Consider the following 15,098-nt stretch of genomic DNA (forward strand, 5'->3'; position numbering starts at 1 on the left):
GTCGGCCGCACCATGCACCGGTCGGCATCCATCGGCAAGTGCCGATGAAGTGATCGGACAGCGCGCCCACGCGGCCGTGTCAGCCGGACCGGAGCCCGGCCTCGAAGGCAAATAACGGGATCGTGCTAGTCGGTAACGGTGTACTCGGTGATGCCGTTGGCGGCCACACTGAGGCGCTGGCGGGCTTCGCCATAGCCAACCGAGCCAGCATCGACATCCCAGCAGCCCGCCGAAACAGTGAAGCTGTAGCTCTGCCCGGACCCGAGGGCGACGGTGTCGGGCAGCCGGTCGAGCCCGTAGGTCGAGGCGCCGCACTCGGAAATCAGGATGACGTCGATCACCCGGCTAGTGCCGTTGACCACGGTGATCGTCCCGGTGGGCTCACCCGGGCGGATCAACTCGCCGCCGGTGATCCAGGCGTCACCGCTGCAGCCGGCCAGCAACATAAGACATGCCGCCGATGCGGCTGTACGAAATACAGAAGTCATCTTGTCCCCCCAATGACGAGAGGACGTGCCGCATCGTCTCCCCCGAGACAATTGCTAGCAGAGCAACGAGGGCAGTCAATCGGTCTGCTTGCGGCCTGCGGGCAGGGGGAGGGAAAGCTCAGGCTGCCTGCGGCCGCTGGTGGCCCGATACTTCGGCGCCGGCGTTTCGCTCGAGCGTCAGCAGCTGCAGCGCACAGACGATGATGACGAGGCCCATCACCAGATAGGCAATCTGGAAGTCGATCACCCCGAGCGTCGGCGCGCCGCGCCACATCTGGCTGAGGTTGAGGCAGCCGGCGGCGACGGCGACGCCGAACACCATCGAGAGCTGTTGCGACATACTCGAGATGGTGGTGGCGGAGCTGCGCTGTTTGGCATCCACGTCGGCGAAGGCCAGCGTCGCCAGCGCCGTGAACTGCATCGAGCGGGTGGCGCCGGCGATGAACAGCACGGCAGCCGTCAGCAGATACGGCGTCTGTGGCCCGAGCAGGCCACAGGCCGCGACCGAGACGCCGGCCAGTACGCCATTGACCGTCAGGATGCTGCGGAAGCCGAAGCGGCGCAGCGTCGGGGTGGTCACCGCCTTGATGGCGAGATTGCCGAAGAAGTAGATCACCACCAGCCCGCCGGCGCTCAGGGCATCCATGCCATAGGCGACCTGGAACATCAGTGGCAGCAGGAACGGCGTGGCGTTGATCGCGGTCCTCAAGATCGCGCCGGCCTTGGCGTCGGTAGCGGCGAAGGTGCGGATGCCGAGCGTCCGCAAATCGATCAGCGGATGGTCGGCGCGCAGCAGCCAGAACACCGCGCCCGTGCCGACGGCCAGGCCAATGGCGATCAGCAGTGCCGACAGCCACACCGGCAGCCCGCCCTGCACCAGCGCGTCAAAGCCGTAGAGCAGGCAGCCCAGCGTAATACCGGTCAGGACGAAGCCGATACCGTCGAACGGCCGCTCTGCGAACTCGGTGTCTTTCGGCACGATCGCCAGCACCAGCGCTATGCCGATGATGCCGAGCGGGATGTTGATCCAGAAATTCCAGTGCCAGGAAATGTACTCGGTGATGAACCCGCCGAGCGCCGGGCCGAGCACCGGGGCAAACAGCGCCGGCCAGATGGTGAGCCCGATGGCCGAGACGATCTCGGATTTCTGCGCGGTCCTCAGCACGATGATGCGTCCCACCGGGAACAGCACCGAGCTGCTGGCGCCCTGCAGCGCCCGGGCGATGGCGAACTGGCCGAGATCCTCTGCCATGCCGCAGGCGATCGAGGTCAGCGTGAACAGCGCAATCGCCACAACGAAGACGCGCCGTGCTCCGAACCGGTCGGAGAGCCAGGCTGCAGCGGGAATACAGACCGCCACCGCCAGCATGTAAATGGTGACGCCGAGGCTCATCTCGAGCGTTCCGACGTTGAAATCCTGCGCCATGCGGGGCAGGGCAGTGACGATGATCACCCCGTCCAGGAACTGCATGAACAGCGTGGCGGCGACCACGAGGGCGACGTTGCGGGCGTGTGGGCTGAGCGGTGTGGACATGGCGAGGATGCAAATGACTAGTATGGTACCAATACATCATTCACCGGCCACGCCTATCGGCGAATAGGATGAGGCGGAGGATTTTCGGGCGACGTGTCGCGGGTGCACACATCAGCCCGACTGACAGAGACGGCCCCCTCCCATCCTCCCCCATGAAGGGGGAGGTGAAGGGTCGAGGCTCTGTCTCCGATCGTGCCAATACACCGGCGGGGCACCTCCCCCCTTGTGGGGGAGGATGGGAGGGGGCCGTCCCTCTCAGTGACGCACTACCCCTTCACCGCACCCGCCGTCATCCCCGCCACGATCTGGCGGTTGAAGAACAGGTAGACGATCAGCGGCGGGATGGTGATCAGCAGGATGTTCATGAAGAGCAGGTGCAGCGAGGTGTTGAACTGCCCCTGGAAGTTGAACAGCGTCAGCTGCACCGTGACGTTCTGCTTGCCCGGCAGGTAGTAGAGCGGGTTGGTGAAATCGTTGAAGATGGCGACCGACTGCACCACGATCACCGTCACCACCACCGGTTTGAGCAGCGGCAGCACGACCTGGAAGAACAGCCGCAGCGGTCCGGCGCCGTCGATGATCGCCGCCTCGTCGAGCTCGCGCGGGATTGTCGCAACGAAGGCGCGGAAGAGCAGGATCGTAAAGCTCAACCCATAGGCGACTTCGATCAGGATCATGCCGTGCATGGTCTTGAACATGCCGACCGACTGCAGCACCCAGATCGTCGGCACCACCGCCGGCGGGATGATCAGCCCGGCCAGCACCAGGAAATTGACGATCGGCGTCCAGCGCGACGGCCGCCGTTGCAGCACGAAGCCGACCATGGCGCCGAACACCACCAGCAGCGTGACGCTCACCACGGTGAGGATGATCGAGTTGATGAACGCCGTGACCAGCATGTAGTCCTGCGTCCTGAGCACCTCCACCAGGTTATCCCAGAAGTGCCAGCTGGTCGGCCAGTCGAACGAGCGCGTCGCCGCCTGCCGCCGGTCCTTGACCGCGGTCAGGATGATGAAGGCGAACGGCACGAGGAAAACCACGATCGACGCAGCGATCGCGATGCCGCCGAGAATGTAGCGCTGGGCGTGTCTCACCGGTCGGTCTCCTGGCGATTGAGCAGCATGGAGAGCGGCACGATGATCAGTGCGACCATGATGAACAGCACGACATTGCCGGCGGTGGAGAGGCCATAGAAGCCGGCCTGGTACTGCTTATAGATCACCGACGCGATAACGTCGGAGGTGAAGCCGGGACCGCCCTTGGTCATCGCCCAGATCATGTCGAAGGAGCGCAGGCCCCCGATGAAGCTGAGGATGATCACTGTCGCAGTGGCCGGATGCACCAGCGGCAGGGTCACAGTCCAGAACCGCTGCCACGGCGTGGCGCCGTCGATCTTGGCGGCTTCATAATATTCGAGCGGGATCGAGACGATGCCGGCGATGTAGATCACCGTGGCGAGCCCGACGCCCTTCCACACATCGACCAGTGCGACCGAGTAGAGTGCAAAGCGCGGATCGGTGAGCCAGCCCGGCCCCTTGATGCCGATCGAAGCCAGCGTCTCGTTGATCAGCCCCTGGGTCGGGTGCATCATGGCGGTGAAGGTGATGCCGACGCCGACGGTCGAGACCAGCACCGGGAAGAACACCACGGCGCGGAGGTACCCGCGGCCGAAAATGTCGGAGGTGAGCAGCAGCGCCAGCAGCATGCCGAGCACCACCTTGAGCCCCGAGGTGACGACGCCATAGATCAGCGTGTTGACGAGGCCCTGGAACAGGAAGGGCTCGCGGAAGAACTGGGCGAAATTTTCGAGCCCGATAAAGTCGGCCTTCTGCAGCGTCCACCGGGTCAGGCTGAAGAACAGCGACGCGAAGGTGGGCAGCATGAACAGTACGGCAAAGATGATGGCCGCTGGAAGGTAGAACCAGCTCGGATAGAGGCCCGCCGTGCGCGACTTGCGGCGCGGGTTTGCAATGGGCACCGAGCCCTCAGCGACCGCAACTGCCATACCTGTCCTCCTCCAAGTCCAAGGTGTTGGCGTCCGACCGGTGAGGCCGGACGCCAAGTTTCACACGCAGATGGCGCGATTACCAGCCGGGCAGGCCGAGCTGCTGGGCCTGCTTCTTGACGTCTTCGTCGTAGAGCGCGGCGCCGTCAGCGGCCGAACGGATGCCCGAACCGACTTCCACGGTGATCTGCTCGAGCGCCGGGCCCTTGATCGGCGACAGGTACTCGAGGGCAGGGGCGCTGTGGCCGCCTTCCTGGAAGTAGGGCAGCAGGTCGGAGACCACCGGCGGCACGTCGGCCGGCAGGGTGCAGTCCTTCACCAGGTAGGGACCGGTCGCGCCGGCGGACTGGGTCTGGACATCGCAGCCCTCGATCGAGGCGACGAAGGCGACGAACGCCTTGGCCTCGTCCGGGTGCTTCGAGGTCTTGGGGATATAGAGACCGGCCGGCATCCAGGTGGTGAGGCCATTGCTCGCCGCGTCATCGCCGGGAATGGCGAAGAAGCCGACATCGTTGATGTGCTCGGGCGCCAGTTCCTTGATGTTGGAGACGGCGAACGACAGCATCGGGTAATGCGCGCCTTCGCCGGTGGCGATCTTGGTGACGCCGTCAGGGAAGGTGGCGGCGGCGAAGTCCTCGTTGAGGTAGCCGGCCTTGAACACCTCTTCCTGGCGCTCAAAACCCTTCATGGCGGCGGGCGTCGTGGCGTACTTGGCCTTGCCGGCGGTATAGTCGGCGGCGAAAGTCGGAACCGCTGCCTGCACGTTGTAGAAGTCGCCGAGGACGAACAGCTGCGACGTCCAGGTCTCGCCGAACGTCTGGATCACCGCGGTCTTGCCGGCCGCCTTGATCTTCTCGTTATTGGCCATGAACTCCGCCCATGACTTCGGTACGCTCAGGCCCAGCTCCTTGTAGATCGGGATGTTGTAGAGCATGCCGCCGCCCATCGCGGTGCCGATCGGCGCGCCATAGACGCGGCCATCGGTGCCGGTGACGGTGGCCTTGAAGCTGTCGATGACATTGGCCTGGAACGGCTCATCGGTGACATCGACGAGGTTCTGCACCGGGTTGATCGCCTGGAACAGCGAGCCGGCATTGTAGAGAAACACGTCGCTCATCTCGCCGGTGGCGAGGCGGGTCTTGATCAGGTTGTCGCCATCGGCGCCGCCCGGGCGGCTTTCAGTCTCGATGTCGATATTGGGGTTCTTGGCCTCGAAGGCGGCGGCCAGGGCCTCGGCCATGGCGACCGTCGACGGCGCGTTGTCGAACAGGAAGGTCACTTTGACCTTGTCCTGCGCGCTTGCGGCGCCCGCCATGATCACGACGATGCCGGTGGTTGCCAGCGCCGCACGCGTCAGATTGCGCATCAGCATTGATAGTTCCTCCCTTGTGGCCGCCATGGGTCCTCCGGCGGCCGGTTGCAGTTCTTCCAGTCCTTTCGGCTCCTCTGCCGTCAGGGCTTGCTGATCCGGAACGTCACCTTGTGCTTTCCGGGCGCCAGCAGGCTGCGCGCTTTTCCGTCCGTGCCGCGCTCGCTGACGGCGATGCCGTCGACACTGGCGTCGGTGTAGTCGGCGGCGAGGACGAGCGTGCCGCTCGCTCCCTCGGGCACCGTGAGATTGTAGGTCACCTTGCCGCCATCGACCTTCCAGCCGGCCTCGATCCGGCCGGCGGCCGAGTCATGGTTGGCGGCGACCGGCGACAGCGCCGGGATGATCGTCGGCTCGAAGAAGATGTGCTTGAACGCCGGCAGGGCCGGATCGGGGCGGAAACCCGCGACGCCTTCGAGCAGCCACTGGCACACTGCGCCATAGGCATAGTGGTTGTAGCTGTTCATCTGCGGATCGAACGCCACGCCGTCCTCGTTGAGCGCGTTCCAGCGCTCCCAGATCGTCGTGGCGCCCATCTTCACCTGGAACAGCCAGCCGGGCAGGCCTTCCTGGAGGAACACCGAGCCGGCGAGCTCGGCCTCGCCGATCTTGACCAGCGCCGGCAGCAGCGCCGGGGTGCCGATGAAGCCGGTGCCGATGCGACCATGGGCGCGCGCCACCGTCTCCTTGAAGTAGCCCTTGGCCGCTTCGTAGTGCTCGGGCGGGATCAGGTCCCACAAAAACCCTAGCGCATAGGAGGTCTGGTCGTTGTAGCCGATACGGCCGGCAGCGGTCATGAACTCCCGCTGGAAAGCCTTCTTCACTTCGGCAGCGCGGTCGTTGAGGCGCTTGGCCTGCGCCTGGTCGCCAACCACTTCGGCGGTTTTGGCAGCGAGGTGCGAGGAGATGTAGAGGTAGATCGTCGCCGCGGCGTCGTCGCCGATAGTCGGGTAGGGCTTGGCGAAATCCCCCTGCGGCTGCAGCCAGTCACCGAAGGTGAAGCCGCGCCCGCCCCAGCCGGCCGGCGGGCGAACGATCGGGCCATCGCTGATCGACCAGACGAAATCGTTCCACTTGACCATCGCCGGCAGCGCTTCCTCGAGGATCGCGCGGTCGCCATAGTGGTTGTAGAGCGTCCACGGGATGACGGCGATCGCGTCGCCCCAGCCGGTCGAGCCGTAAAAGCCCGGCACCACGTCCTCATGGTTGCGCGTCGGATCCGGCACCACATGCGGGATGGCGCCATCCGGCCGCTGGTCGGCGATCAGATCGCGGACATACTTCACCAGCATGCCGTGGCTCTCGTGCAGGTAGCAGGCGGTTGGCGCGAACACCTGCGCATCGCCGGTCCAGCCCAGCCGCTCGTCGCGCTGCGGGCAGTCGGTCGGCACCTCGATGAAGTTCGAGCGCTGCGACCAGACGGTGTTCTCGACCAGCCGGTTGACCAGCGGGTTGGCCGAGCTGAAGTTCGCCGTGCGGGTGACCGCCGAGCTGATCGGGACCATCTTGATGTCGGTGATCGTCGCCTTGCCCTCGATGGCGACGCGGGCGAAGCGGAAGCCGAAGAAGCTGAAGGTCGGGCGATAGCTCTCCGGCGCGCCGCCTTTCAGCACGTACTCGACGCGGGCTTCGGCCGAGCGCATGCTTTCGCGGTCGAACTCGCCGAGATGGTTGGTGAGTTCCGCATGCTCGATGGTGATTTTGGCCCCGGCCTCGCCCTCGACGGTGAAGGCGACGTAGCCGCCGGCGTTCTGGCCGAAATCGTAAACCGTGCGCCCCTGAGCGTCGGCGAAGGATTTGACCACCGGCAGGGCCGGCAGTTCGTGCACGCCAGCCGTCTCGGCCGGCAGCAGCGTCGACTTGTCGAACCCGCCGAGCACGCTGGCGCCACCACTTACCGGCGCATTCTCGGCGCGGGCGTCGTAGTTTTCGCCATAGTAGATGCCGGATTTCATCACCGGCGCGAGGCCGCTCTGCCAGGTACCGTCGGTACCGATGATGAGCTCGCCATTGGCGCCGCGCAGCTCGGCAATGGCGCCGATCTTGTCGCCCCAGGTGTTGAACAGCTGGTTGCGCGGCCACATCATCTGCGAGCGGTACCAGCCGTCGCCCAGCCAGATGTCGATGGTGTTGTCGCCGTCCTTGAGCAGGGCGCTGACATCGTAAGTCTGGAAGCTGAGGCGGTCCCAGTAGCTGGTCCAGCCCGGCGTCAGCAGGTCGTCGCCGACGCGCTTGCCGTTGATGAACGCCCGGTAGAGGCCGAGAGCGCTGATCCTCAGCGTCCCGGCCCCGCCGCGGGAGGAGAGGTTGAAAGTCTTGCGCAGGAACGACGACTGCGTGCCGACGCCCTGATCGACGCTGGGGTGGATCATTTCGGCGACCCAGGCGCCTTGGCTGGATACGGCTTCACCTGCCCGGATGAGCATCGTCTCGTTCAATTTTGCATCCTCCCAAGGGACCTGTTGCGGTCCATCCGGCGCCGCTGGCTGCCGATCAACGTGTGACGTTCTACGTATACCGTTCTACACGATCAGTTCAAGCAGGATTCGCGCAAGAACCGCCAAATCGACGCAGTAGCCGCCAAATGCCCTCAAGAACCGCCAAAATCGCTCACGTTGTGTTGTGGAAAGCGGGTTGCAGAGCGCCTTCAGGAAAAGTTGCAGATTTTTCCGGTTCGATGGCGCGGTTAATCGAGGACTTGGGGATTTCGCCGTTTCAATGAAACGGTGAAATGTCCTAGAAGAGGGGCCGGTTCGGGGGGAACTGTGGCGCCAGCAAGCAAAACCAGCCGCGTGACGATCAAGACGGTTGCGGCCGACGCCGGCGTGTCGGTGGCGGCTGTGTCGAAGGTGCTGCGCGACGCCTATGGCGTGAGCGATGCGCTGCGTGCCCGGGTGCAGGCTTCGATGGAGAAGCTGAACTACCGGCCGCATGCCGGCGCGCGCGCCATGCGCGGGCGCACCTACACGCTGGGCATCCTCTTGCCCGATATGCGCAACCCCTTCTTCGCCGATATCCTTGCCGGGGTGAACGAGGCGCTCGACCGCACCCAGTATCAGACCATGATCGGCGTCAGCCGCTCCGCCGAGACCATCGAGATGTCGCTGATCGACTCGATGATCGATCGGCAGATGGATGGGCTGATCATGATCGGGCCTCGCATGCCGCCGGAAACAGCGGAGGCGGTGTCGAGCCGCATCCCGACGGCGGTGGTCGGCTATCACGTGCCGCAACTGGCGACGCTCGACACGGCCAACAACGACGACGTTGCCGGCGCCGCTCAGGTGGTGCGCCACCTCGCGGCCAACGGCTATCGCCGCATCACCATGGTGACGCTGGCCGTCCCCACCAAGAATGTCGTGGTCACGGTGCAGCGTGAGCGCGGCTATCGCGAGGCGATGAAGGAACGTGGGCTGGCCCAGCACATCAACATCGTGCCGGCCGACCAGACGGCGCGCGAGGTGCAGACGGTTGTGCGGCACCTGCTCGAATCCCGGCATCGGCCAGAGGCATTGTTCTGCTGGACCGACATGGTAGCGCTGCATGCGCTGAGCGTCGCCAAGGACCTGGGCCTCTCGGTACCCGGCAACCTCGCCATCGTCGGCTACGACAACACCATCTATTGCGATCTGGCGCAGAACAGCCTCACCAGCGTCGACCAGTCCGGCCAGGTGCTCGGGCTACAGGCGGCGCGCCTGTTGATCGAGCGGATCGACGGAAGGCAGCAGGGCGATCATTTCGTCGTCTCGCCGCGGCTGGTGGTACGCGGCAGTTCGCGTCCTCGCCCTTCGTAGAGCTTTCCACCGCCTACCATTCCAGTCAAACATTGCGCGCCAACCGGACCAGATAGAGATCATGCCCTTTTTCGACCTGCCCCAGTCCCAGCTCGACAGCTACCGTTCGAGCGCCGTCGCTCCCGCCGATTTCGACAGCTTCTGGGCGGAGACCCTCGACCACTCGCGCGCCAAACCGCTGGAGGCTGTATTCGAGCCGGTCGATACCGGGCTGAAACTGTTTGACGTGTCCGACGTCACTTTTTCCGGCTTCGGCGGCGACAAGGTGCGCGGCTGGTACATCAAGCCGGCCGGCGTCGCGCCGCGCGGCACCGTGGTGAAGTTCATCGGCTATGGCGGCGGTCGCGGCCTGCCGCAGGAGCATTTGCTGTGGCCGGCCACCGGTCGCGCCGTGCTGGTGATGGATACGCGCGGGCAGGGCAGTTCCTGGTCGCGCGGCGATACGCCCGACCCGGCCGGGTCGTTCCCGGCGCACCCCGGTTTCATGACCCGCGGCATCAACGACCCGCGGGATTACTACTATCGCCGCGTCTACACCGACGGCGTGCGCGCCGTTGAGGCAGCGCTCGGCCGCGCCGAAACCGATCCGGCAAAGCTCGCGGTGGTCGGCGGCAGCCAGGGCGGCGGCATCTCGATCGCCGTTGCCGGGCTCGAGCCGCGGGTGAAGGCCGCGATGCCGGACGTGCCGTTCCTCTGCGATTTCCCGCGCGCCGTCGGCCTCACCACGCGAGACCCGTACGGCGAAATCGTCCGCTTTCTCGCCACGCATCGCGAGAAGGCGGCGGCCGCCTACAGCACCATCAACTATTTCGATGGCGTGCACTTCTCGGCGCGCTCCAGGGCGGCGGCGCTGTTCTCGGTGGCGTTGATGGACGACGTCTGTCCGCCCTCGACCGTCTATGGCGCCTACAACGCCTGGGCCGGCCCCAAGACCATCGAAAGCTACACCTTCAACAACCATGAAGGTGGCGGCACCTGGCAGGAGCGGCGGCAGGTCGCCTGGCTCGACGAGACCCTGCCGTGACCGCCCTGACGCTCGACTACGCCGACCGGGACGGAGCCATCGCCCGTCGCCGGTGGGCGCTGTCGCGCATCCTGATCTACGCAGTGCTGGCGCTGTTCGGGCTGATCTATGCGCTGCCGGCGCTGCTGGTCCTCTCCAACTCGTTCCGCGACGGCGAGGAGGTGTTCCGCAACGGCATCATCGCCATCCCGGAGAGCTTCTCATTCGACAACTACCTGCGCGCCTGGAACGATGCCTGCGTCAGCGGCATGTGCCGGGGGCTCGGGCCGAACTTCCTCAACTCGCTGATCATCACCGTGCCGGCGACCATCGCCACCGCCATTATCGGGGCGCTCAACGGCTATGTGCTGAGCAAGTGGAAGTTCCCCGGCTCGGAGTTCATCTTCGTGATGATCTTTCTCGGCATCTTCCTGCCCAGCCAGATCGCGCTTTTGCCCTGGGCCTGGATCATCGGGCAGCTCGGCCTGCAGAACAATGTGCTGGGCCTGCTGCTCATCCACACGGTGATGGGCATCTCGTTCGCCACCCTGTTCTTCCGCAACTTCTACGCCAGCATTCCCAACGAGATCGTCAAGGCAGCGCAGGTCGATGGCGCCGGGTTCTGGCGCATCTTCGTGCGCGTCATGCTGCCGCTCTCGGGGCCGATCGCTGCGGTGACGGTGATCTGGCAGTTCACCCAGATCTGGAACGAGTACCTCTACGGCATGGTGTTCACTTCCGGCGCGCAGCAGCCGATCACCGTGGCGATCATGGGGGTGCGCGCCGGCGGCTCGGCGGCCACGGTGATGATGGCGATCGTGCCGCCGCTGCTGGTGTATCTGATCGGCGGCAAGTATTTTGTGCGCGGACTCACCCAAGGGGCACTGAAGTAGGCATGACGACCAGGAACTACGTGATCGACGAGATGATCTCGGCCAAGGCGATCGCGGCCCGGGTGGAGGCGCTCGCCAAGGAAATCTCGAACCACTATGCCGGCACCGACAAGCTGGTGGTGGTGGGGCTGCTGCGCGGCTCGTTCATCTTCATCGCCGACCTGGTGCGTGAACTCGACCTGCCGGTGGAAGTGGATTTTCTCGAGGTCTCGAGCTACGGCAACTCCACCGAGTCGAGCCGCGAGGTGCGCATTCTCAAGGATCTGCGCGGCGAGATCGAAGGCCGTGACGTGCTGGTGGTCGAGGATATCGTCGACACCGGCTACACGCTCAAGCACGTGCTGGAAATCCTCGCGACCCGCCACCCCAAGCGCATCGAAGTCTGCGCGCTGCTCGACAAGCCGTCGCGGCGCGAGACCAGCGTCAAGGCGCGCTGGATCGGCTTCGAGATCCCCGACAAGTTCGTCGTCGGTTACGGGATCGATTACGCGCAGCGCAACCGCAACCTCGATCACATCGGTGCGGTGCGGTTCACCGACTAGCTAAGGCCGAGGGGACCGGCGGAGGAGGGGACATGGATCGCACGCTGCTCGCGGCGGTGGTCGACCGCATCATGCCGGCCGACCGGGATGGCGGGGCCCTTGCCTTCGGCGCGCTCGATTACCTCGATGGCATCCTTCCCGCCCAGCCGAAACTGGGCGCCGCCATCGCCGCCGGGCTCGCGCGGCTGCCTGCCGATTTCGCCGCTCTCCCCGAGGCCGAGCGGGATGTGACGCTCGCCGGCCTCGATGATGCCGGCTGGTTCCGCGAACTCTGCGAACTGGTAGCCGAGGGCGTCTATGCGGATCCGGGCAACGGCGGCAACCCGGACGCCGTATCGTGGCGGATGGTTGGATACGAGCACGGGCTGCCGGAGGGACCGACCGGTCCCGCCAGACGCGACGGGCAGGCGCCGCAGCCGTTCTCCGGCACGCTCGACTATGATGTGATCATCGTGGGAGCTGGCGCCGGTGGTGGTGTGGCCGCCGGTGTGCTGGCCGAGGCCGGCAAGCACGTGCTGCTGCTCGAGCGTGGGCTCGTGCGCGATTATTCCGACAGCGGCCACCGTGACCATCTGCGCAATCACCGTCTGGCGCTCTACGGCCACAACACCGGTCCGGACCTCGACGGCAACCCGCGGGTGCTGGCGGGGCCGGACGGTGTCGAGCGGGTGCTCCGCCCGCACGAGAACGGCTATCAGAACCTTGCCGCCGCCGTGGGCAGCGGCACGCTGGTCTATGGCGCCCAGGCCTGGCGCTTCCATCGGGCCGACTTCCGCATGGCGAGCCTCTACGGGGTTCCGGAGGGCTCATCACTCATCGATTGGCCGATCGGTTACGATGATCTCGCGCCCTGGTACGAACGCGCCGAGTGGGAGATCGGCGTCTCCGGCGAGGGCGCCGCCCATAGTCACGAAGGTCTGCGCACTCGCGACTATCCGATGCCGCCGCTACCGGACAGTCCGGCCCGCTCGGTGCTGAGGCGCGGCGCCGCCGCCCTCGGCATCACCACGACCCGCCCGCCGCTTGCCATCAACAGCCAGCCGCGCCACGGCCGCGACGGCTGCATGGGCTGCGGCAGCTGCGTCGGCTTCCCGTGTCCGAGCGACGCCAAGAACGGGACGCAGAACACCATGATCAGGAGAGCGCTCGCCACTGGCCGCTGCCATCTGGTCAGCGGCGCCATGGTCCTGCGCGTGGACACCGACAGCGCCGGGGTCGTCACCGGTGTTCGCTTCGCCGACAGTACCGGCGCGGAGCATTCCGTGCGAGGCAAGGCAGTAGTGCTGGCCGGCGGCGCGATAGAGACGGCGCGCCTGCTGCTCAACTCGCCCTCGGCGCGCGAACCGGATGGTCTGGGCAATAATCACGACCTCGTCGGCCGGAACCTGCAGGGGCACGTCTATGCCGTCGCCTACGGTCAGTTCGACGAGACGGTGCATGCCTCGCGTGGGCCGGGCGTGAGCATCGCCACCACCGCCTACAATCACGGCAACCCCGGCATCGTTGGTGGCGGCATGCTGGCCGACGATTTCGTCCAGCCGCCGATCATCTTCTGGAAGAACGTGTTGCCGCCAGGGCAGCGGCGCTGGGGGCAGGGCGCCAAGGATTTCATGCGCGACCAGTTTCACCGCGTGTTGCGCGTCGCGGGGCCGGTGCACGAGATCCCCAATGCCGAGGCACGGGTGCGGGTTGCTCCCGGGGTACGGGACAAATGGGGGCTGCCGGTGGCGATGCTGTCAGGCGCGGTGCACGCCGAAACCATCCGGACGGCCCATTACATGCACGGCAAGGCGCTCGGCTGGCTTCACGCTTCCGGGGCGCTTGCTACCTGCGGCTTCGCACCCAATCCCGGACTATCGGGTGGCCAGCATCAGGCCGGCACTTGCCGTATGGGCACAGATCCATCCAACTCGGTAACCGATCCCTTTGGTCGTGTCTGGGGACACAACAATCTGTTCGTCTCGGACGGCGGCCTGCACCCGACCAATGGCGGCTTCAACCCAGTGCTGACCATCATGGCGCTGGCCTTCCGCAATGCCGAGCATCTGGCCAGTTCAATGTAGCCGGCCCGGATCGCTCCGGACCGGCTGGACGTCGGTCACCGGCAAACGTAGCGACGTCCGTTGCTGGCCCGATAAGTACCGGTTTCCGGATCGAAGCTGCGGTACTTGCGGCTGCAGTAATCGAGCCAGCGCTCGTACTCGGCGTCATAGCGATCGCGCCTGCTGCGTTCCTTTTCGGCGGAGCCGGCGATGATGGCGCCAATGGTCAGGCCGATAATGCCAGCGCCGATCGCCGCGCCGATGTCATCGTCATTGTTCTTTTTGCTGGGGCGGCCCCAGCGGTCCTTCTCGCACCGCTCGCGTTCGCGGCGGTCGAGAAACTGGCTGCAGTCGGCCCAGCGCTGGTCCTCGCTCTGGGCGACGTGAATGCGGTTGCCGGCCGGCGACTGCGCCAGGGCGGGCGAAATCGCGGGCAGGGCAAATGAGGCCGCCATCATGACGGCAGTCAGGGTTCTGGCGAGAGCCATTTTGGGTTCCTCGGAGGGCTTTCAGAAGAAGGTGCAGACTTTTCCGGTTCGAAAGTGCGACAAAAGCAGGGACCTGGAGCGGTTCGCCGTTCAATGGAACGGCGAACCGCTCTCGGGGGATGGGAATGGGCGGCCCGGGTGGCCGCGGGCCGCCCTCGGGACCGACGGAACGGGTGACAGATCCGTCGATCCCGATGCGATCTCGTCAGAAGCGGAAGTTGAGCCCCGCCTTGACCGCATGATTGGTCAGGTCGTCGCTGCGGTGGATGTTGCCGGTAAGGGTCGAGTCGACGTCGTTGAAGCGCGTCTGGGTGTATTCGACCCGCGCCGACAGGCCGTTGCCAAAGCTCTGCTCGAGCCCGGCGCCCCACAGCATGCCACCGACCCACTTGTCGTCGGAGATGACGTTGTTGCCGGCATCGAGCCGCGCCACCCCATAGCCGGCGGTGCCGTAGACCAGCGTGCCGCCAAGGGCGAGACCACCGCGAACCTTGGCGGCGCCGCTCCAGTTCTGCTCGAGCTCGCCGCTGCCAACGCCATGGACGATGCCACGGGCATAGGTGCCCTCGAGTTCGGCGCCGATCACCGCCGGGCCAAGCTGCATGGTGTAGCCGGCCTGCACGCCGCCCAGCAGGCTCGAGTCCTTGAAGATGTTGAAGTCGGATGCTTTGGGCGCGAGGCCGCCATGGATACCGGCGTAAAAGCCGGTCCATTCCGAGGCGGGTGCCGGCGCGTAGGGCTCGCTCCAGCGGCTGTCCTGCGGGTCGGCCGCGGTCGCCGGCAGGACGCCGAGCAGCAGGACGGCAACGAAGCCAGGGGTAGAAAACTTCGAGAACATGGGAACTCCGCGAACAACGGGCCCCGCGACCAGGGAGGTGGCCGCCGGGCAAGTGAGGATGGCCGGCATGCACCTTGCAACCGGACTGCAGAGGTCATTCGG

General features: G+C 65.7%; 13 protein-coding genes. 5 read left to right on the plus strand and 8 right to left on the minus strand.

Annotated features, from left to right (window positions below):
- Positions 1-125: 125 nt before the first annotated feature.
- The 6 genes from ASC89_RS05965 to ASC89_RS05990 form a co-directional block, all read right to left on the minus strand.
- Positions 126-488: a hypothetical protein gene (locus ASC89_RS05965; protein ID WP_156384519.1), complete on the minus strand. Its 363-nt coding sequence runs from the start codon at positions 486-488 to the stop codon at positions 126-128.
- Positions 489-606: 118 nt separating this feature from the next.
- Positions 607-2,022 carry an MFS transporter gene (locus tag ASC89_RS05970; RefSeq protein WP_055878414.1) on the minus strand — a complete coding sequence of 472 codons (1,416 nt, stop codon included), beginning with the start codon at positions 2,020-2,022 and terminating at the stop codon, positions 607-609.
- Between the two features lie 266 nt (positions 2,023-2,288).
- A complete protein-coding gene (locus tag ASC89_RS05975; RefSeq protein WP_055995790.1) occupies positions 2,289-3,116 on the minus strand; it encodes a carbohydrate ABC transporter permease in 828 nt (275 codons plus the stop codon).
- Positions 3,113-3,994 carry a carbohydrate ABC transporter permease gene (locus ASC89_RS05980; RefSeq protein ID WP_197421198.1) on the minus strand — a complete coding sequence of 294 codons (882 nt, stop codon included), beginning with the start codon at positions 3,992-3,994 and terminating at the stop codon, positions 3,113-3,115. Before ASC89_RS05980 ends, ASC89_RS05975 begins: the two co-directional genes overlap by 4 nt.
- Before the next feature lie 112 nt (positions 3,995-4,106).
- Positions 4,107-5,393, minus strand: coding sequence for an ABC transporter substrate-binding protein (locus ASC89_RS05985; protein ID WP_055879818.1), 1,287 nt, complete (start codon positions 5,391-5,393; stop codon positions 4,107-4,109).
- Positions 5,394-5,479: 86 nt separating this feature from the next.
- Positions 5,480-7,822 carry an alpha-L-rhamnosidase gene (locus ASC89_RS05990; RefSeq protein ID WP_055996697.1) on the minus strand — a complete coding sequence of 781 codons (2,343 nt, stop codon included), beginning with the start codon at positions 7,820-7,822 and terminating at the stop codon, positions 5,480-5,482.
- 366 nt (positions 7,823-8,188) lie between these two features.
- On the opposite strand from ASC89_RS05990, the gene ASC89_RS05995 reads away from it, so the two are divergent.
- The 5 genes from ASC89_RS05995 (at position 8,189) to ASC89_RS06015 (ending at position 13,691) form a co-directional block, all read left to right on the plus strand.
- Positions 8,189-9,190 (plus strand): LacI family DNA-binding transcriptional regulator, encoded by a 1,002-nt coding sequence (locus ASC89_RS05995; RefSeq protein ID WP_244488407.1) that lies wholly within the window; start codon positions 8,189-8,191, stop codon positions 9,188-9,190.
- 61 nt (positions 9,191-9,251) lie between these two features.
- On the plus strand, positions 9,252-10,214 hold the full coding sequence (locus ASC89_RS06000; protein ID WP_055995798.1) for an acetylxylan esterase: 963 nt from the start codon (positions 9,252-9,254) through the stop codon (positions 10,212-10,214).
- Positions 10,211-11,086, plus strand: a complete 876-nt coding sequence (locus tag ASC89_RS06005) for a carbohydrate ABC transporter permease (protein ID WP_055995801.1) — start codon at positions 10,211-10,213, stop codon at positions 11,084-11,086. The genes ASC89_RS06000 and ASC89_RS06005 overlap by 4 nt, the downstream gene beginning before the upstream one ends.
- A gap of 2 nt (positions 11,087-11,088) precedes the next feature.
- The gene (gene hpt / locus ASC89_RS06010) at positions 11,089-11,628 is read left to right on the plus strand and encodes a hypoxanthine phosphoribosyltransferase (RefSeq protein ID WP_055878403.1); all 540 of its coding nucleotides are present in this window, start codon (positions 11,089-11,091) and stop codon (positions 11,626-11,628) included.
- A 32-nt stretch (positions 11,629-11,660) separates the two neighbouring features.
- Positions 11,661-13,691 carry a GMC family oxidoreductase gene (locus tag ASC89_RS06015; RefSeq protein WP_055995804.1) on the plus strand — a complete coding sequence of 677 codons (2,031 nt, stop codon included), beginning with the start codon at positions 11,661-11,663 and terminating at the stop codon, positions 13,689-13,691.
- Between the two features lie 35 nt (positions 13,692-13,726).
- Here ASC89_RS06015 and ASC89_RS06020 read toward each other — a convergent pair whose 3' ends face one another.
- A complete protein-coding gene (locus tag ASC89_RS06020; RefSeq protein WP_055878399.1) occupies positions 13,727-14,158 on the minus strand; it encodes a BA14K family protein in 432 nt (143 codons plus the stop codon).
- 205 nt (positions 14,159-14,363) lie between these two features.
- Positions 14,364-14,996 carry an outer membrane protein gene (locus ASC89_RS06025; protein WP_055995807.1) on the minus strand — a complete coding sequence of 211 codons (633 nt, stop codon included), beginning with the start codon at positions 14,994-14,996 and terminating at the stop codon, positions 14,364-14,366.
- Positions 14,997-15,098: the final 102 nt, after the last annotated feature.

It is taken from the genome of Devosia sp. Root413D1, from assembly GCF_001425235.1.
GTDB lineage: Bacteria > Pseudomonadota > Alphaproteobacteria > Rhizobiales > Devosiaceae > Devosia_A.